This window comes from Caulobacter sp. GW821-FHT11E11, assembly GCF_058808315.1.
Genome location: NZ_JBXARO010000004.1, coordinates 518,249 through 536,957 on the forward strand (window position 1 = coordinate 518,249; position 18,709 = coordinate 536,957).

18 protein-coding genes are annotated in these 18,709 nt (G+C 67.9%); 10 read left to right on the forward strand and 8 right to left on the reverse strand.

From position 1 onward, the window contains the following. Positions 1 to 2 precede the first annotated feature (2 nt). From atpA to AC1RR5_RS12795, 4 genes are all read right to left on the reverse strand, one after another. On the reverse strand, positions 3 to 1,535 hold the full coding sequence (gene atpA / locus AC1RR5_RS12780) for a F0F1 ATP synthase subunit alpha (RefSeq protein WP_492813704.1): 1,533 nt from the start codon (positions 1,533 to 1,535) through the stop codon (positions 3 to 5). 53 nt (positions 1,536 to 1,588) lie between these two features. Next, positions 1,589 to 2,143: a F0F1 ATP synthase subunit delta gene (locus AC1RR5_RS12785; RefSeq protein ID WP_492922012.1), complete on the reverse strand. Its 555-nt coding sequence runs from the start codon at positions 2,141 to 2,143 to the stop codon at positions 1,589 to 1,591. 192 nt (positions 2,144 to 2,335) lie between these two features. Then, on the reverse strand, positions 2,336 to 2,575 hold the full coding sequence (locus tag AC1RR5_RS12790) for a hotdog family protein (RefSeq protein ID WP_492922013.1): 240 nt from the start codon (positions 2,573 to 2,575) through the stop codon (positions 2,336 to 2,338). 154 nt (positions 2,576 to 2,729) lie between these two features. Beyond that, positions 2,730 to 3,068 carry a DUF8200 family protein gene (locus tag AC1RR5_RS12795; protein ID WP_492922014.1) on the reverse strand — a complete coding sequence of 113 codons (339 nt, stop codon included), beginning with the start codon at positions 3,066 to 3,068 and terminating at the stop codon, positions 2,730 to 2,732. A 337-nt stretch (positions 3,069 to 3,405) separates the two neighbouring features. Here AC1RR5_RS12795 and AC1RR5_RS12800 point away from each other — a divergent pair, with 337 nt between their 5' ends. After that, positions 3,406 to 4,419, forward strand: a complete 1,014-nt coding sequence (locus tag AC1RR5_RS12800; protein WP_492922015.1) for an NAD-dependent epimerase/dehydratase family protein — start codon at positions 3,406 to 3,408, stop codon at positions 4,417 to 4,419. Here the strand turns inward: AC1RR5_RS12800 and AC1RR5_RS12805 are convergent. Next, positions 4,416 to 4,838, reverse strand: coding sequence for a hypothetical protein (locus AC1RR5_RS12805; RefSeq protein ID WP_492922016.1), 423 nt, complete (start codon positions 4,836 to 4,838; stop codon positions 4,416 to 4,418). The genes AC1RR5_RS12800 and AC1RR5_RS12805 overlap by 4 nt on opposite strands. A 120-nt stretch (positions 4,839 to 4,958) precedes the next feature. Here AC1RR5_RS12805 and AC1RR5_RS12810 point away from each other — a divergent pair, with 120 nt between their 5' ends. The 7 genes from AC1RR5_RS12810 (at position 4,959) to AC1RR5_RS12840 (ending at position 10,557) form a co-directional block, all read left to right on the forward strand. Beyond that, complete coding sequence (locus AC1RR5_RS12810) at positions 4,959 to 6,251, forward strand: acyl-CoA dehydrogenase family protein (RefSeq protein WP_492922017.1); 1,293 nt, start codon at positions 4,959 to 4,961, stop codon at positions 6,249 to 6,251. Between the two features lie 118 nt (positions 6,252 to 6,369). Further along, complete coding sequence (locus tag AC1RR5_RS12815) at positions 6,370 to 7,005, forward strand: LemA family protein (protein WP_492922018.1); 636 nt, start codon at positions 6,370 to 6,372, stop codon at positions 7,003 to 7,005. 37 nt (positions 7,006 to 7,042) lie between these two features. Then, on the forward strand, positions 7,043 to 7,804 hold the full coding sequence (locus AC1RR5_RS12820) for a TPM domain-containing protein (protein WP_492922019.1): 762 nt from the start codon (positions 7,043 to 7,045) through the stop codon (positions 7,802 to 7,804). A 1-nt stretch (position 7,805) separates the two neighbouring features. Then, positions 7,806 to 8,507, forward strand: coding sequence for a TPM domain-containing protein (locus tag AC1RR5_RS12825; RefSeq protein WP_492922020.1), 702 nt, complete (start codon positions 7,806 to 7,808; stop codon positions 8,505 to 8,507). An 11-nt stretch (positions 8,508 to 8,518) separates the two neighbouring features. After that, on the forward strand, positions 8,519 to 9,322 hold the full coding sequence (locus AC1RR5_RS12830; protein WP_492922021.1) for a TPM domain-containing protein: 804 nt from the start codon (positions 8,519 to 8,521) through the stop codon (positions 9,320 to 9,322). Position 9,323: 1 nt separating this feature from the next. Next, positions 9,324 to 10,100: a CPBP family glutamic-type intramembrane protease gene (locus tag AC1RR5_RS12835; protein WP_492922022.1), complete on the forward strand. Its 777-nt coding sequence runs from the start codon at positions 9,324 to 9,326 to the stop codon at positions 10,098 to 10,100. A 46-nt stretch (positions 10,101 to 10,146) separates the two neighbouring features. After that, entirely contained in the window at positions 10,147 to 10,557 is a 411-nt protein-coding gene (locus tag AC1RR5_RS12840; protein WP_492922023.1) for a YybH family protein, read from the forward strand. Between the two features lie 3 nt (positions 10,558 to 10,560). Here the strand turns inward: AC1RR5_RS12840 and AC1RR5_RS12845 are convergent, their stop codons facing one another. Together AC1RR5_RS12845 and AC1RR5_RS12850 are read right to left on the reverse strand one after the other, a co-directional pair. Next, entirely contained in the window at positions 10,561 to 12,306 is a 1,746-nt protein-coding gene (locus AC1RR5_RS12845) for an N-acyl-D-amino-acid deacylase family protein (RefSeq protein WP_492922024.1), read from the reverse strand. A gap of 132 nt (positions 12,307 to 12,438) precedes the next feature. Then, on the reverse strand, positions 12,439 to 14,826 hold the full coding sequence (locus tag AC1RR5_RS12850; protein WP_492922025.1) for a TonB-dependent receptor: 2,388 nt from the start codon (positions 14,824 to 14,826) through the stop codon (positions 12,439 to 12,441). Between the two features lie 265 nt (positions 14,827 to 15,091). On the opposite strand from AC1RR5_RS12850, the gene AC1RR5_RS12855 reads away from it, so the two are divergent. Both AC1RR5_RS12855 and AC1RR5_RS12860 read left to right on the forward strand, forming a co-directional pair. Further along, on the forward strand, positions 15,092 to 16,279 hold the full coding sequence (locus tag AC1RR5_RS12855) for an acetyl-CoA C-acyltransferase (protein ID WP_492922026.1): 1,188 nt from the start codon (positions 15,092 to 15,094) through the stop codon (positions 16,277 to 16,279). Positions 16,280 to 16,586: 307 nt separating this feature from the next. After that, positions 16,587 to 16,724, forward strand: coding sequence for a hypothetical protein (locus AC1RR5_RS12860; protein WP_492922027.1), 138 nt, complete (start codon positions 16,587 to 16,589; stop codon positions 16,722 to 16,724). Positions 16,725 to 16,786: 62 nt separating this feature from the next. Here AC1RR5_RS12860 and AC1RR5_RS12865 read toward each other — a convergent pair whose 3' ends face one another. Then, positions 16,787 to 18,706, reverse strand: coding sequence for a methyl-accepting chemotaxis protein (locus tag AC1RR5_RS12865; RefSeq protein WP_492922028.1), 1,920 nt, complete (start codon positions 18,704 to 18,706; stop codon positions 16,787 to 16,789). Positions 18,707 to 18,709 lie beyond the last annotated feature (3 nt).

Genomic DNA, 18,709 nt, shown 5'->3' on the forward strand with positions numbered 1-18,709 from the left:
GCTTAGGCGAAGGTCGACGAGAAGCTGTCGAGCGCGCTCTTCAGCGACGCTTCCAGATCCTTGTCGAGGGCCTTCTTGGTGCGGATGCCGTCCAGCAGGTCTTTGTGGGCGCTGTGCAGACGGGCCAGGAACTCGGTCTCGAAACGGCGAACCGACGAGGTCGGGATCTTGTCCAGATAACCGCGCGTGCCGGCGTAGATCACGCAGACCTGCTCTTCGACCGATTGCGGCGCGTATTGCGGCTGCTTCAGCAGCTCGGTCAGGCGCTCGCCGCGGGCCAGCATCTTCTGGGTCGAGGCGTCCAGGTCCGAGCCGAACTTCGCGAAGGCGGCCATTTCACGATACTGGGCGAGCTCGCCCTTAATCGGACCGGCGACTTGCTTCATGGCCTTGATCTGGGCCGAGGAACCGACGCGCGACACCGAGATGCCGACGTTCACGGCCGGGCGGATGCCCTGGTAGAACAGGTCGGTTTCCAGGAAGATCTGGCCGTCGGTGATCGAGATCACGTTGGTCGGGATGTAGGCCGACACGTCGTTGGCCTGGGTTTCGATGATCGGCAGCGCCGTCAGCGAGCCCGAACCGTTGTCTTCGTTCAGCTTCGCGGCGCGTTCCAGCAGGCGCGAGTGCAGATAGAACACGTCGCCCGGATAGGCTTCGCGACCCGGCGGGCGGCGCAGCAGCAGCGACATCTGGCGGTAGGCGACGGCTTGCTTGGACAGATCGTCATAGATGATCAGGCCGTGCAGGCCGTTGTCGCGGAACCACTCGCCCATGGCGCAGCCCGAGAACGGAGCCAGGTATTGCAGCGGGGCCGGCTCCGAGGCCGAGGCGACGACGACGATCGTGTATTCCAGGGCGCCGTGCTCTTCCAGGGTCTTGACGATCTGGGCGACGGTCGAGCGCTTCTGGCCGATGGCGACGTAGACGCAGTAGAGCTTGGCGCTCTCGTCCTTGCCGGCGTTGGCGGCCTTCTGGTTCAGGATGGTGTCGATGGCGACGGCGGTCTTGCCGGTCTGACGGTCACCGATGATCAGCTCGCGCTGGCCACGGCCGACCGGGATCAGGGTGTCAATTGACTTCAGGCCGGTCTGCACGGGCTCGTGCACCGACTTGCGCGGGATGATGCCCGGAGCCTTGACGTCGACGCGGCGACGCTCGGTGAACTGGATCGGGCCCTTGCCGTCGATCGGCTCGCCCAGCGGGTTGACGACGCGGCCCAGCAGGCCACGGCCGACCGGCACGTCGACGATTTCGCCCAGGCGGCGGACTTCGTCGCCTTCCTTGATCTCGGCGTCAGCGCCGAAGATCACGGCGCCGACATTGTCGCGCTCGAGGTTCAGGGCCATGCCCTTCACGCCGGCCTTCGGGAATTCCAGCATTTCACCGGCTTGGACGTTGTCCAGGCCGTAGATGCGGGCGATGCCGTCACCGACGGACAGCACTTGGCCGACGTCCGAAACGGCGGCTTCTTCGCCGAAGTTGGCGATCTGCGACTTGAGGATGGCCGAAATCTCGGCGGCGCGGATGTCCATGGTCTTCTGGGCTCTCTGCGATCTAATTTTTTCGGGGCGCTTAAATTAAAGGCTTAAGCGCGCTTCAGGGCGAATTTCAGGGAATCGAGCTTCGAACGGAGCGAAGCGTCGAAGAGACGCGAACCGACGCGCACCTTCAGACCGCCCAGGAGGGACGGATCGACGCGCGTGGAAACTTCGGGGGTCTTGCCGAGGGCTTCAGCCAGGGCCGTTTGCACGCCCTTCAGCTGGGCGGCCGACAGGGCGACGGCCGAGACGACCTCGGCCGTCACGACGCCGCGGTGCTTGGCCGACAGCTCGGTGAAAGCGGTGATGGCGCCCAGCAGGTCGCCGGTGCGGCCGTTCGAGGCCACCAGGCCCAGGAACTTCGTGGTCAGCAGGTCGAACTTGGCCTTCACGGCCACGGCGACCAGGCCCTTGCCCTTGTCCTCGGCGGAGAAGGCGGGCGACGCGATCAGACGGCGCAGATCGGCGCTGTCGGCGACCATCGCCTTCAGGCTCTTCAGGTCGGCTTCCACCTTTTGCAGGGAGCCGTTCTCGATCGTCAGTTCGAAGAGGGACTGCGCATAGCGCTGACCCGCATCCGTCGCCTTGGTTTCGTCCGCCACTTGGTATCCGCCCGGTGCGTTGCAATGGCCGCGAACAAGAAGGTTAACTCTTATCGCGGCTTAAAGGCTTGAGCGCGCTTGTAAAAAGCACATGGACGGCCGGTGCAGCCGCACCGCCCCGTCCGAAGCCGCGCGCCTGATAACACGGGCCTTTCGCAGTCGCAACCAAAGGGGCGAGCGAGGTTCGAACCTTCAGTCCGTGGCGCGGCGGAACACGGCCGAGGCCGAGGCCGCCAGAGCGCCGTCCGGACGCCGCAGTTCGCCCTGGGCGAAGACCAGGCTGCGGGTGGCCCGCTCGACCCAGCCCTTGGGTTCCAGGACGCCGTCGCCGGCCTCACCGGCATAGTCCACGGTCATCGAAGCCAGGGCCGTCCCATCGCCCGCGGCCTTGCGCAGAACGGTTTCCAGCTGGGCGGCCAAGCTCGTGTCCATCGGCGTCACCTAATCACTGGTCAGGAAAAGAAAAGGGGCGGCGGAAGGTTTCCGCCGCCCTTTAAGGCGAATGCTCGAGGAAACAGCCAGACCGGGCCGGAGAAACGGCGACCCACAACGCGTCTGGTACTCAGATAAAGCGCAGTACGTGTTCTTACTTAGCCGAGGCCAGGGACGAACCGCCCTTGGCCGAGGCGTTGCAGCGGGTCAGGTCTTCGGCGTCCAGCGACTTGGTTTCGCCGCCGAAGGCCGCGACGCGACCCACTTCCTTGGCGAGGGCCTTGCAGGCCACCGCGGTGAGCGCCCGCGACGGGGCTTGGGCCGAGACGCACTCAGCGCCTTCGCAGACGAAGACGGCGCCGCCGGCGACGACCTTGGTCTTGGCGGCGACCGGCGCGTCCAGGGCGGCGGCGATGCGGCCGTCGGCGAAAGCCGAACCGGCGAACATGGAAACGGAAAGGGCGGCGACAGCCGCCAGGGAACGGAGCTTCATCAGAAAGCCCTCCGGCGTTGGGGAAGTTACAATCAGATCGTTGATCGGCGATAAGCTGTGCACTTGCCGCCCGGAGCTCGACACCCCATCTGAGGTGACCGCACCGATATCCCCACCGGTGCTTCGGATCCGAACTAAGCATCGCTTAGATATCAGTGATCAGAAATATCGCAAGCGGAATTTCGTCGATACGTCGACTTTTCAGAAAACGGGGATTCCTGGCGAAACGCGGCGAGTGCCGCGCGGAAACGGCGAGCGCGCGGGCTCACATTTGAACTTCTCATGCTTGCGCGCGGCGCGATGCGGCTAGGCTGGCGCCGTCAGCGAGGAGGCGCGGATGGGGCGGTTGGCCATAGTCCTGGGCGGCGCCGGGCAGATCGGCCTGGCCGTGACCGAGCGTCTGCTGGGCGCCGGATGGGACGTGCGGGTCGTCGGACGCGGCGAGCGACGGCTGCCCGCCGAACTCGTTGCACGTGGGGCCAGGTTCACGGCCGTCGATCGCCAGGCGGAGGGCGGGCTGCGCCAGGCCGTGGGCGACGGCGCCGACGCCCTGATCGACGTCACCGCCTATGACGCCGAGGACGCCCGCCAGCTGCTGGCCCTGCGCCAGGACCTGGGCGCGCTGGTGGTGATCTCGTCATCCAGCGTCTATCGCGACGAGGCCGGGCGAACCCTGGACGAGGCCGCGATCAACGGCTTTCCCGACCTGCCCGACCCGATCCCCGAGACCCAGCCCACCGTGGCGGCGGGTCCCGAGACCTATTCGACCCGCAAGGTCGCGCTCGAACAGATTCTGCTGGCGGCCCAGGCCCCGCCCGTGACGGTGCTGCGGCCCGGCGCGATCCACGGCGTGGGCTCGATCCACCCGCGCGAATGGTGGTTCGTCAAACGCATGCTGGACGGGCGCAAGGTCATCCCCCTGGCCTATGGCGGCCGCAGCCGTTTCCACGCCACCTCGGTCCTGAACATCGCCGCCCTGGTCCAGACCGTCCTGGAGCATCCTGGAACGCGGGTGCTCAACATCGCCGATCCGCAGGCCCCGACCGTGCAGGCGATCGGCGAGACCATCGCGCGACACATGAACTATGCAGGGACCTTCGCGCCGCTCGAAGGCCGTCGCATCGGCCGCACGCCGTGGTCAACGCCCGCGCCGTTCGTCCTGGACACCCGCGCGGCCTTAGCCCTGGGCTATGCGCCCGTGGCCGGCTACGAAACAACGACGGGCGCGATCTGCGAGGCGCTGACGCGGGCGGCGGCCGGCCGCGACTGGCGGACGGTGTTCCCGATCCTGGCCAGCTATCCCTATGATCCGTTCGACTATGCGGCCGAGGACGCTGTCCTGGGGGCCTAGAGGCCCAGGATCTTGTCGATCCGGCTCTCGGCCTTGGCGTGGATGGCGCGGTCCTCGACCATGCCTTCGGCGCGGGCGTAGCGACCGTCCTTGCCGACGCGGCGCCGGATGTTCTCGGCGCTGTACACGTCGACGGTCTTGGGGTCGGTGAAGAAGCCCAGCACGGCGGCGACGACCGCGCCGATCGCCGCGGCGGCGACCGGGCCGACCATGTCGATCAGCTCTTCGCCGAAGACCGCGTGCAGGCGCAGGATCAGGACTTCGCGATTGGGCTGATGGTCCATCACCCCGATGGCCCAGTAGACCCCGCCCTCGACGATCAGGGCCAGCAGGATCGGCAGCGCCACGCCCAGCAGACGCGGGCGGACGAACAGTCCGAGCGCGGCGCCGATGATCGCGAAGGCGGCCATGGTGATCATGGCGCTAACCGTAGGGTCGTCTGGTTAAGGCCATGTTCCCAAGGGGCACGGTTGGCCGCGACCGCTCGTCGCGCTTAGTGTCTCTCAAAACCATAAGATGTGCGTGAGGGAGGCTTTGCCATGGACTTCCAACTGCCGCCGGCGCTGAGCGCCTATCTGGGCGAACTCGACGCCTTCATCGACCGCGAGATCGCGCCCCTGCAGGCGCGCGACGACAACGAACGCTTCTTCGACCACCGCCGCGAATGGGCCCGCACCGACTGGGACATGGGCGGCCTGCCCAAGCACGAGTGGGAGGAGCTGCTGGCCAAGGCCCGCAAGCTGGCCGACCAGGCCGGCCACTACCGCTTTGCCCTGCCCAAGGAGTATGGCGGGCAGGACGGCTCCAACCTGTGGATGGCGGTGATCCGCGAGCACCTGGCGTCCAAGGGCCTGGGCCTCTTCAACGACCTGCAGAACGAGCACTCGATCGTCGGCAACAATCCGTTCGTGCTGATGCTGCGCGACTTCGGCCGGCCCGACCAGCAGCACCTGATCAGCGACATGCTGGACAGGGGCGCATTCCGCCCAACGTTCGGCCTGACCGAGCCCGACCACGGTTCGGACGCCACCTTCATGGAGACCCGCGCGGTCCGCGAGGAGCACAAGGGCGAGGCCGGCTGGCGCATCAACGGCGAGAAGATGTGGACCACCGGCATGCACGCGGCGACGCACTGCTGCCTGTTCGTGCGCACCGCCGGCGAGGACGGCGACGCGCGCGGCATAACCGCCTTCCTGGTCCCCGCCCACGCGCCCGGTGTGAAGATCGAGGAATACCTCTGGACCTTCAACATGCCGACCGACCACCCGCGCGTCAGCTTCACCAACGTGTGGGTGCCCGACAGCGCGATGTTCGGCCCCGAGGGCGGCGGCCTCTCGATCGCCCAGCACTTCGTGCACGAGAACCGCATCCGCCAGGCCGCCTCCAGCCTGGGCGCGGCGGTCTTCTGCATCGAGGAGAGCATAAGGTACGCGCGCGCACGCAAGCCGTTCGGCAAGGCGCTGTCGGAGAACCAGGCCATCCAGTTCCCGATCGTCGAGCTGTCGACCCAGGCCGAGATGCTGCGCCTGCTGATCCGCAAGACCGCCTGGGAGATGGACCAGATGTCCAAGGTCGAGGTCGAGAAGCGCCTCTCCGACAAGGTCTCGATGTGTAACTACTGGGCCAATCGCCTGTGCTGCGAGGCCGCCGACCGGGCGATGCAGATCCACGGCGGCATCGGCTATTCGCGCCACAAGCCGTTCGAGCACATCTACCGCCACCACCGCCGCTACCGGATCACCGAGGGCTCGGAAGAGATCCAGATGCGCAAGGTCGCCGCCTGGCTGTTCGGCTACATGGGCCCGCGCAAGCAGGCCTTCGCGGATCTTTGAAGCGCCGCCGGATCCAGGCGACCTGTCCAAGGTTTAATCCGCCACGGCCTGACGTATCGTCACGGTCGCGCTATCTAACGTGGATACGCGAGCACGAAAGCTCGCTCGGAGGGTCCTGATGAACCGTCTCGCTCACAACGCCGCGCGCGTCGCCCTGATCGTCGCCATCCCGGCGACGCTCGCCGGCTGCGGGATCAACACCATCCCCACCCAGGACGAGGCGACCAAGACCGCCTGGGCCGAGGTGCAGAACCAGTACCAGCGCCGCGCCGACCTGGTGCCGAACCTGGTGGCCACGGTGAAGGGCTATGCGGCCCAGGAAAAGAGCGTGCTGGTCGAGGTGACCCAGGCCCGCGCCAGCGCCACGCAGGTGAAGGTCGACGCCTCGACCATCACCGACCCGGCCGCCTTCCAGCAATATGCCGCCGCCCAGGACAAGCTGTCGGGCGTGCTGGGCCGCCTGATGGTCATCCAGGAGCAGTATCCGGACCTGAAGTCGAACCAGAACTTCCTGGCCCTGCAAAGCCAGCTGGAAGGCACCGAGAACCGCATCACGATCGCGCGGCGCGACTACAACGAGACCGCCCAGAAGTACAACACGACCCTACGCACCTTCCCCAGCCTGCTGTGGGCCAAGACCCTCTACAGCGGCCAGAAGCCGGCCCAGCTGTTCCAGGCCTCGGCCGCCGCGCAGAGTGCGCCGACGGTGGACTTCTCGAACCCGCCGACGGCGACCCCGCCGAAGGTCCAGTAGGCTCGTGAATCGCGCCCTACCCCGGGTGAGGACGTGGATGCTGGCCCTCGTGGCTGTGCTCTTCGCCTTCCCCGCCCTCGCCGCGCCGACCTTTCCGCCCCTGACCGGGCGGGTGGTCGACGAGGCCGGGATCCTGTCGCCCGACGCTGAGCGCGATCTCTCGGCCAAGCTGGAAACCCTGGAGACCACGACCGGCCGCCAGCTCGTCGTGGCCACGGTCCCCAGCCTGCAGGGCTATCCGATCGAGGACTACGGCTACCAACTGGGCCGGACCTGGGGCATCGGCGAGAAGGACAAGGACACCGGCGCGATCCTGCTGGTCGCGCCCAACGACCGGAAGGTGCGGATCGAGGTCGGCTACGGCCTGGAGCCGGTGCTGACCGACGCCCTGTCCAGCGTCATCATCCAGAGCGCCATCCTGCCCAAGTTCCGCGACGGCGACATGCAGGGCGGCATCATCGCCGGCGCGGACGCCATCGTCGAGCAGCTGAGCCTGCCCGCCGACCAGGCCAAGGTCCGCATCGCCGAGGCCAGCCAGCCCGCCAAGCACAAGGCCAGCGGCTCGCCGATCATCGGCCTGCTGGTCTTCCTGTTCATCATCTTCGTGTTCTCCGGCCTGTTCAGAGGCCGGCGCGGCCGCAGCGGCCTCTCCTCGGCCCTGCCCTGGATCATCCTCAGCGCCCTGAACAACAGCGGCCGGGGCGGCGGGGGCTGGAGCGGCGGCGGTGGCGGCGGAGGCGGCGGCTTCTCCGGCGGCGGCGGATCGTTCGGCGGCGGCGGCAGTTCGGGGAGTTGGTGAGATGGCGACACGCATGACCCCACAGGACCTCGACCGCATCGCCGGCGCGGTGGCCGAGGCCGAAAAGACCACCGCCGGCGAGATCTTCTGCGTCCTGGCCCCCGAGGTGTCGGACTATCGCGAGACCCCGCTGGTCTGGGCCGCCGCGACGGCGCTGGTCCTGCCGGCAGCGGCCCTGTTCGCCGGCTTCCGGCCGGAGATGCTGACCCGCCTGTTCGGCGGCTGGAGCATCGGCCACCAGGCGGCGCTGGACGGCGCGATCCTGTCGGCGCTGTCGACCTATATCGCCTTGCAGCTGGTGGTGTTCGTGGTCGCCGCCCTGGTCGTCTCGATCCCGCCCGTGCGCCGCGCCCTCACCCCCGGCTCGCTGAAGACGGCCCGCGTGCGCCGCGCGGCCATGGAGCAGTTCCTCAGCCACGGCCTGCACGTCACCCGTGACCGCACCGGCGTCCTGATCTTCGCCGCCCTGGCCGAGCACCGGGTCGAGGTCATCGCCGACGAAGGCATCTATAAGGCCGCGCCCGACACGGTGTGGGACGAGGTGGTGGCCGATCTGGTCGGCGGCCTCAAGCAGGGCAAGGTCACCGACGGCTTCGTCGCCGCCGTGGCCCGCGCCGGTACGATCCTGGCCGCCCACGTCCCGCCGCGCGGCGACGACCGCAACGAACTGCCCGACGACCTGACCATCCTGCCCAAGCGCTGAGACCCGCTCCCGTGGCCCGGCTTCTCGTGTGGCTGAGCCTGGCGCTGGGCCTGCTGTTGGCCACCCAGGCCTTCGCCACGCCCAGCTTCCCGGCCTATTCGCCCGACGGCGTCGTCGACGCCGCGGGCGTGTTGTCGGCCGCGACGCGAGCCGATCTGCAGGCCGAAGTGGCCGAGCTGCGCCGGACCACGGGCCGCGCGCTGATGGTCGTGACCCTGCCCAGCCTGCAGGGCGTTTCCATCGAGGACTACGGCTACCAGTTGGGTCGCGCCTGGGGCGTCGGCGACGCCGATCGCGACGATGGCGTCCTGCTGATCATCGCCCCAAACGAACGCAAGGTCCGGATCGAGGTCGGCTACGGCCTGGAGCCCATCCTCACCGACGCCCTCGCCAGCACCATCATCCAGTCGACCATCCTGCCCAAGCTGCGCAAGCAGGACTTCGACGGCGGCGCCTTGGCCGGGGCGCTGGCGATCGACCAGCAGCTGCGGCTTCCGGACGACCAGGCCCGCGCGGTCGTCGAGCAGAAGGCCGCCTCGGCACGAACCGACAGCAACAAGCCCCTGATCAAGCTGGTGATCGGCCTCGTCCTCTCGCTCGCGATCGGACTGTCCAAAGGGCTGTGGGAAGGCTTCTTCGGCCTGCGCCCCCGCGCCATCTACCGACCCGACACGGGTGGCGGCCTGGTGAGTTGGATGCCCAACGACCAGAACGAAGACGGCAGCGTCCGATATGGCGGCGGCTCGGGCGGCGGTTCTTGGGGCGGCGGCGGGGGCGGATCGTTCGGCGGCGGCGGCAGCTCGGGGAGCTGGTGAGATGAGCGTCGGCACGCGGCGCCTCGTCCGCTTCTTCGTCCTGACCTTCGCGATCACCTGGGGCGTCGGCGGCCTGTGGCTGCTGTTTCCCAAGCCGCTGACGGCGCTGTTCGGGCCGTTCGAATATGGCTCGCCGGCCTATCTGGTCGCCGCCTGCGCGCCCAGCCTCGTCGGCCTGTTTCTGACCGTGCGGGAAGACGGCTTCGGCGGCCTGAAGGCCCTGGCGCGCCGCCTCTTGCCGGGCACGGGCCTCACCTTGGCCGTCGCGTTGCTGGCCCTACCTGCCATCGCCATGGCGCTGAGCTTGTTCATGCCCAAGCCCTGGCCGGTGAAGCCCGCCGATGTCCTGGTCGCCACGCCGCTGCTTCTGCTTACCACCGCCCAGGTCGTGACCAATGTCGGTCCGCTGGGCGAGGAGTTCGGCTGGCGCGGCTACGCCCTGCCCCGGATGCTCAAGCGCTGGTCGCCGCTCGTCGCCGGGACCATCCTCGGCGTGATCTGGACGCTCTGGCACGTGCCGGCCTTTTTGTTCTCCGGCATCGTGGTCACGCCCTTCTCCGATATCGGCTGGTACGCGCTGGGCACGGTGGCGCTGTCGCTGCTGATGACCCGGCTGCATGTCCACGGGCGCGGCAGCCTGCTGGTCGCCGGCCTGATCCCCCACGCCCTCATCAATGCCATGGGCGCGACCGGCGCCTGGCGCACCCGGCCGGCCGAGGCGACAACGCTGATGGTCGTGGCCTTGGCGCTCTTCGCGGCGCGTCGCCGGGAAACCTAAGCCGTGTCTCGCGCGCTTTCCTGACGACCAGAATGAGAGCGCCGCCATGTCCGACTTCGACACCTTCCTGGAGATCCGCCGTCACGCCGCCCAGGCCTATGTGAACGGCCAGGCCGGACCGCTGGACCAGTTGGCCGCCACGGCCTGCCCCGCCAGCTTCTTCCCTCCGCGCGGCGGCAGCGAAGTCGGCGCCGAGTGGGTGTCGAACATCTATGCGCGCGACGCCGAATCCTTCTGCCAGGGCGGCGAGACGACGCTGGAGATCCTGCACAGCGACTCCGTCGGCGACCTCGCCTACTGGACCGGCCTGCAGCACGCCACCGTGCGCCTGAACGGCCACGAAGAGCCGGTCGAGATGCACCTGCGGATCACCGAACTGTTCCGGCACGAGGACGGCGCCTGGCGCCTGATCCACCGCCACGCCGACCCGCTGGTCGAGGCGAAGGCGGCGGCCTGAACCCTACTCCGCCGCCAAGGCCAGCGGCGCGGCCTGGCCGCCGCGCACCAACCGCCCCGGCAGGGCGCCGGTGGGTTCGCCATCGCGCTGGGTGACGACGCCGGCGACGATGGTGGCGACATAGCCGTGGGCCTTCTGGACCAACCTGCGACCGCCGGCGGGAAGGTCGTAGACCACGCGCGGCGCTTCCAGCTTCAGGCCCTCGTAGTCGATGACATTGAGGTCGGCGCGGTAGCCGGGGGCGATCAGGCCGCGATCGAGAAGGCCGACCGCCTGGGCCGTGTCACGGGTCTGGCGGGCGATCATCGTCTCCAGCGGGATCCTGGGGCCACGCGTGCGGTCGCGGGCCCAGTGGACCAGGTTGCTGGTCGGGAAACTGCCGTCGCAGATCATGCCGACATGGGCTCCGCCGTCCGACAGGCCCGGCACCGTGTCGCGGTGGGTCAGCATGTGGAAGCTGGGGTCCAGCGAGCCGTCGGCATAGTTCAGGAACGGGTGGTAAAGCATGCCGCGCCCGTCATTCGCCAAGAGAGCGGCCAGCGCCACAGCGGCCGGATCGAGGCCTTCACGCGCGGCGATGGCGGCCACCGTCGCGTCGGCGGTCGGCTCGTAGTTCGGGTCTGCGCCCAGCGGGAAGAGGTTGTCCCAGGCCCGTAACGCGCTGCCGGCGAACGGGCCCTTGGCCTCCTCATCGTGGGCCAGCAGGCGAGCGCGGAAGGCCGGGTCGGACAGGGCCGCGACCTTGCCCTCCAGCGGCTGGTCCTTGAGCTCGGCGAAAACCGGATTCTGGCTGAAGGGGTTGAGGGTCAGCTCCAGGCCGAGCAGCACCCCCACCGGACGACCGCAGACCTGGGCCTTCATCGGCAGACCGGCGTCGACGGCGGCCGACAGACCCGCCAGCATCGCCTGCCAGCCGGCGGGCGCCTTGGGGCTCTGGACCAGGGAGAACGACAGCGGCCGGCCCGAGCGCTCGACGATCCGGCGGAGCATGGCCAGCTCGGCCGCGCCGTCGGGGAAGAAGTCCGAGACCAGTTGCAGCACGCCCTTGCCGGCGGCGGCCAACCCTAAGGCGATGGCTGTCAGCTCGTCCTCGCCAGCCGTCAGGGTCGGGGTCGGCTGGCCGTCGCTGGTGCGGTGATTGAGGGTGCGCGAGGTCGAGAAGCCCAGCGCCCCGGCCTCCATGGCCCGTTTGGCGATCGCGGCCATGGCGGCGATGTCGGCTTCGTTCGCCGGCTCGCGATTGGCCCCGCGCTCGCCCATCACATAGACCCGCAGCGCCGCGTGCGGCAGCTGGGCGCCGACATCGACGTCGAAGGCGCGGCCGCCGAGGAAATCCAGATAGTCGGGGAAGCTCTCCCAGGTCCACGGCAGGCCTTCGGTCAGCACCGGGAACGGGATGTCCTCGACACCCTCCATCAGGCGGATCAGCCGGTCGTGATCCTCGGGCCGGCACGGCGCGAAACCCACGCCACAATTGCCCATGACCACGGTGGTGACGCCATGGCCGGAGCTGGGATCCATCCGCCCACTCCAGGTCGCCTGGCCGTCATAGTGGGTGTGGATGTCGACGAAGCCGGGCGTGACGATCCGCCCTCGGGTGTCGAGCTCTTCCGTCCCAGGAGCCAGGTTCGCACCGACGGCGGCGATCAGACCGCCGCGAACGCCGACATCGGCGACGAAGCCCGGCGCGCCGGTCCCGTCGAACACCAGGCCGCCGCGCAGGACCAGATCGTAGGCGTGCTCGGCCATGGACGTCCTCCCACCTGACTTATCGTTGTTCAGAAGAGGGTCCGCCCGCCGTCGCGGAGCGTCAAGTCGCCGTAACGGAAAGGGCGGCCGCCGAAGCGACCGCCCTCCCTTCAAGTCCTTAGATCGAACCGCCTAGAACGACTTGCGGATCGTCACGCCCGCCGTGCGCGGCTGGCCCACCGAGTAGCCCAGGCGCGCCCGGCCGCCGCGTTCGCGGTCGAACGACAGCAGCGCGTTCTCGTCGAACAGGTTGTTGACGTAGAGGGTGATGTCCACGCCGTCCGTCATCTCGACCCCGGCGCTGAGATTGACGATCTCATAGCTGGGCAGCTGCAGGTTCACGACCGTCGGCACGGTTCCCGTCGCCCCGCCGAACGGCAGGCCCGAGACGAACGAGCGCGGGTTGTTCTCCTGGTCGCTGGCCTGGGTGAAGCGGTTGCCGATGTGCTGCACCGAAGCCTTCAGATAGCCGTTCGCGCCGTCCCACACCTCGCGGCTGTAGGTGACGTCGAACGAGACCTGGAACTTCGGCACCGACGGCAGGCGGTTGCCCTCGCGGATGCCGCCGATCACCGCGCCCGTGCCGTCCTTCACCGTGGTGTCGAACTCGGCTTCCAGCAGGCTGCCCGACAGGCCGATGTCCAGGCCCGGGGCCAGGCGCGCGGTCAGCTCGCCCTCGACGCCCTTGGTGTGGGCCTTGGCCACGTTGAACACCACGCGCGACGAGCACGAGCCGGCGTCCAGGGTCGTCTGCAGGTTCTTGATGTCGGTGTAGAACACCGCGCCGTTGAAGGTGACGCCGCCGAAGCGCGACTTCACGCCGCCCTCGTAGTTCCACAGCGTCTCGTCGTCATACTTCTGGTAGCCGCCGAAGATCGCCCGGTCCTGGGCCGAGCACAGCGGCAGGTTCAGCGGGTCGTTGACGCCGCCCAGGCGGAAGCCCTTCGAGGCCTGGGCGTTGAAGGTGACGCGATCGGTCGCCTCGTAGCTCAGCAGGAAGCGCGGCGTGAAGCCGTCCGACGAGGTCTTGTCGGTGCGGTTGTCGCCGTTGGCGAACAGGCCGCCGGACTTGAACTGCCGCGTCTCGCTGAAGTCGTAGTAGCGGCCGCCCGCCGTCGCGGTCAGCTTGCCAAACGTGTAGTTCACTTCCCCGAAAACGGCCTTCTGCTTGATGTTGTAGGGCAGGTAGGCGTTGTAGGGCGAGTTGGCCGCGAAGCCGTTGCGCACCGCCGCCGAGGTGCCCGCGCCCAGGACGGCGTCGGTATAGGCGTCGTAACCCGGGGTCGGCAGGGTCTGGGTGTAGACGCGGTCGACCTTCGAATAGAAGCCGCCGAACACCCACTGGAACGGGCCGTCGCCGGTCGAGGCCAGACGCAGTTCCTGGGTAAATTGCTCCAGGTCCGTGGTGTCGACCAGCTTGGACGGCAGGGTCACCGCCGCGGCCGGGAAGCCCAGATCGACCGAGACGCTGCCCGACAGCGCGCTGGCGTCGCGGTTCACGGCGATGTTGCGGTCGATATAGCTGGTCACCGAGGTCAGGGTGGCCATGCCCAGATCGAGGTTGGCGGTCAGGTCCGCCACCATCGTGTCGTCGGCGAAGCTCTCGTCCAGCAGCAGGTACTGCTCGCGCTCGCCCAGCGTGATCTTGGGCCGGGTCGTGGTGTTGGGGTTGGCGAAGAGGTTGAACGACTCCTGGCGGTTGAAGCCGTGAGCCCGGATCTCCTGATAGACCAAGCGCGGCGTGAAGTTGAAGGTCTCGCTGGGCTCGACATAGAACGCCACCCGGCCGCCGCGACGCGTGCCGTCATTGACGTTCTTGTCGACCTTGCCGCCTTCCTTGCGGGCGTCGATGAAGCCGCCGTAGCGGGTCAGGTAGCCGACCGCGCGCATGGCAACCTTGTCGGAGATCGGGACGTTGACCGCCCCCTTCACGTGGCCGCCGAAGTCGTCGCCGCCGACCAGGTTGGCGTTGGCCTCGAACGTGCCTTCCTTCACGCCCAGCTTGGGCTGGTTGGTGATGTAGCGAATCGTGCCGCCGACCGAGCCCGAGCCGAACAGCGTGCCCTGCGGGCCGCGCAGGGTCTCGACGCGATTCAGGTCGAACAGGTCCACGTCCGGCGTGAACAGCGACAGCGAGATCACGGACTCGTCGAGATAGACCCCGACCTGTTCCTTGACGCCCGGCTGGTCGCGGACGACCTGGCCCGCCGAGACGCCGCGCACCGACACCTGGCTCTGGCCGGGGCCGAGGTTCTGGATCGTAAGGCCGGCGACGTTGCGCGACAGGTCTTCCAGCGTGACGGCGCCCGAACGCTGAATGTCCTTTTCCGTCTGGGCGTTGATCGAGAAGGGGATGTCCTGGATCGTCGCGTCGCGCTTGGTGGCGGTGACGATGATTTCCTCGATGGCGGTGTTGTCCTGCTGGGCGGCCGCGAGGGCCGGAAACAACAGCAAGGTGGAGAGCGCGCTGGCGCCCAGCAGCGCGCGACGCGCCTGACGGCGCGATGTAGCTTTGGTCATTCTTACCTCCCGTAAGGCATTTTTTGACGCCGCGAGGTCGAGCTTGCGGCGCAATCGCAGCGTTCATCCTTGAATCAGGGAAAGTCAACGCGAAACGAAAAGCTGGGAAATCAGTGTTTTAGACACCGGTGTCGGAGGCTTTCGAAATCGACGTATGAAAAGTGGGCTGAATTGACGTTGACGCGTGCGTGATCTTTCGCACCGCGAAAAGCCGGTCTAGGGTGGGGCCAATTCAAACTAATGTTTTAACGGGGAGTGCGCCTCAATGCGCGAAGCGGTCATCGTCTCTTACGCCCGCACGGGCCTGGCCAAGTCCGTTCGCGGCGGCTTCAACAACACCCATGGCGCGGCCATGGCCGGTCACGCCATCCAGCACGCCGTCTCCCGCGCCGGCCTGGAAGGAGCCGAGGTCGAGGACGTCGTCCTGGGCTGCGGCGGCCCCGAAGGCGCCACCGGCATGAACGTCGCCCGCAACGCGGCGATGTGGGCCGGCCTGCCGGTGACAACCTCGGGTCAGACGGTCAACCGCTTCTGCTCCTCGGGCCTGCAGGCGATCGCCACGGCCGCCAACTATGTCCGCAACGACGGCGCGCCCGTCGCGGTCGGCGGTGGCGTCGAGTCGATCTCGCTGGTCAATGCCGGCGGCCACATGAACCGCTACCACATCACCGAAGAGAAGCTGCTGAAGACCCATCCGGCCCTGTGGATGGCGATGATCGACACTGCCGACATCGTCGCCAAGCGCTACAACATCAGCCGCGAGTACCAGGACGAATATTCGCTGCGCAGCCAGCAGCGCATCGCCGCTGCCCAGGCCGCCGGCCTGTTCGACGACGAGATCGTGCCGATGGCCACCAAGATGAAGGTGGTCAACAAGGAGACCAAGGAAGAGAGCCTGGTCGACTATGTGGTCACCAAGGACGAGTGCAATCGTCCGGAAACCACCCTCGAAGGCCTCGCCAAGCTGGAACCCGTCAAGGGTCCGGGCAACTTCGTCACCGCCGGCAACGCCAGCCAGCTGTCGGACGGCGCCGCCGCCGTCGTGGTGATGGAAGCCAAGGAAGCCGCCAAGCGTGGCCTGGAGCCGCTGGGTCTGTTCAAGGGCTTCGCCATCGCCGGCTGCGAGCCCGACGAGATGGGCATCGGCCCGGTCTTCGCCGTGCCGCGCCTGCTGGAACGCCACGGCCTGAAGGTCGACGACATCGACATCTGGGAGCTGAACGAAGCCTTCGCCTCGCAGTGCCTCTACAGCCGCGACCGCCTGGGCATCGATCCGGAGAAGTACAACGTCAACGGCGGTTCGATCGCCATCGGCCACCCCTTCGGCATGACCGGCGCCCGCTGCGCCGGCCACCTGCTGCTGGAAGGCAAGCGCCGCAAGGCCAAGCTGGGCGTGGTGACCATGTGCATCGGCGGCGGCATGGGCGCCGCCGGCCTGTTTGAGATCTTCTGATTTCGATCAGGACAGAGGACGGCGCCCATCAGCGAAAAGTAGCTGAGATCGCTTTCGCGATCTCAGCGGGGCGCGGCGGGTCTGTTCGAGATCTTCTAAACCAACGCCAAAAAGTTCCATTTCGACCCTGAAATAAGGCCGGGAACCGCGAGGGCGGTTTCCGGCCTTTCTTGTCGGATCAAGACACCTTCGTCGCTGTTCCAGGAACACCGGTCGACGAGGTCTTGAACCGAGCGTGAGCGGGCCATCTGTGGCTCCGTCAGCGCCCGCGATTGTCGCTTTACGACGCAGACCAGAGATCAGGACCATGGCCAGCAAGGCCTTCTTCGCCATCGCCCTCTTCATCGCCGCGGCCATCGGCCTGGCGTTGCCGACCCCCAATGCGTCCCACGGGCCGCAGACGACCCAGTCGTCGTTCGAGACCATCGCCCTGAACAAGGGCTGATAGAGAAAGGGCTCCCCGGTTTCCCGGAGAGCCCTTCAAGTCTCGGCGCTAACGGCGCGTGATCAGAACTCTTCCCAGTCCTCGCTGACCGCCACGGCGGTGGCGCCGCGCGACACAGGTCGTGAGACCGGCTTGGCCCGGTTGACCACCGGCGTCGCCGGACGCTGACCCGGACGGCTGGCCTGCGGCACGGCGGCGTTCTCCGCGCCGACCTTGAAGCGCGAGACCATGCTGGCCAGCGAGCCGGCTTCGTTCTTCAGCGAGTGGGTCGCGGCCGTGGCTTCTTCCACCATGGCGGCGTTCTGCTGGACGACCTGGTCCATCTGGTTCACGGCCGTGTTGACCTCGTTCAGGCCGGTGGCCTGTTCGGTGGTCGAGGCCGAGATCTCCTGCATCAGCGCGTCGATCGAGGCGACCTGCTCCACGATGCGGTTCAACGCCTCGCCGGTCTGGCCGACCAGGTCCACGCCGGCCTCGACCTGCTGGGTCGAGGTCGAGATCAGGGTCTTGATTTCCTTGGCGGCGTCGGCCGAGCGCTGGGCCAGCGCGCGGACTTCCTGGGCGACGACGGCGAAACCACGGCCGGCTTCACCAGCGCGAGCGGCTTCGACGCCGGCGTTCAGAGCCAGCAGGTTGGTCTGGAAGGCGATCTCGTCGATCACGCCGATGATCTGGCTGACCTGGCTGGACGAGGTCTCGATCTCGGTCATGGCCGAGACAGCCTGGCCGACGATGCGGCCTGAGCGCTCGGCGTCTGAACGGGCGGCGGCCACGACCTGCGAAGCTTCCTTGGCGCCCGACGCGGTCTTGCGGACCGTGGCGGTGATTTCGTCCAGGGCGGCGGCGGTCTCTTCCAGGGCGGCGGCCTGCTGCTCGGTGCGGCGCGACAGGTTGTTGGAGGCTTCGGCGATCTCGTCCGAGCCGGCGTTGACGCCGCCGGTGGCCGCGACGATGGCCTTCATGGCGTCCTGCAGCTTGGCGACGGCCTCGTTGAAGTCCTCGCGAAGTTGCAGGTAGCGGCCGGCGAACGGCGCGTCGATGCGGGCGGTCAGGTCGCCGCCGGCCAGGCGCGACAGGCCCGAGGCCAGGGCCTCGACCACTTCGGCCTGCTCGGCCTCGGCGGCGCGGCGCTCATCGTCATTGGCGGCCCGGTCGCGCTCGGCGGCGGTGCGGGTGCTCTCGGCGTCCTTCTCGACGCGGATCTTGGCGATCGCGGCTTCCTTGAAGTGGATGACGGCGGCGGCCATCTGGCCCACTTCGTCGGCGCGGTCGGTGGCCGGAACGTCGATGGCGTTGTCGCCCGAGGCCAGGCGGCGCATGGCGGCGGTCATGGCGGCGACCGGCCTGGCGATCGAGCTCGACAGCAGCAGACCACCGCCAAGCGCAATGGCCGCGCTCAGCAGGATGCCCAGCGTCAGCACGGTGTTCGACAGGGCCTGGGCCTGCTTCTGAGCCAGGGCTTCGGCGTCGATCTGCTTCTGGGCCCAGGTCTGGATGGCTTCCAGCGCGTCCTCGACCGGAACCACGGCCTTGTCGGCGACGCCGTCGTTGCGGACCAGTTCGACGGCCTGCGGACGGGTGGCCGGATCGGCGCCCAGCTTCAGGGCCGGGTCGATGGCCTGCTGGCGATAGCCGGCATAGGCGTCACGGATGGCCTGCACTTGGGCCTTGTCGGCGTTCAGCGTGTCCAGCTTGTCCAGGGCGCCGAAGAACTTGACCTTGTGCACGGTCTCGATGCGCTTGACGTAGTAGTCGTCGCCCGAAAGTAGGTAGCCGCGCAGCGAGTTTTCCTGGCGGGTCAGGCGGAAGGTGGCCGTGTCGGCCGCCTGCATCACCTTGTAGGCGCGGTCGGTGCGCGCCACCGACTGTTCCAGGACCTTGGAGTTGATGAACAACGCCACGCCCATCGTCGCGATGGTCGCCAGCAGCACGCCGAACACGACCAGCAGCTTCGTGGGAATCCTGAAATTGCCGAACTTCACCGC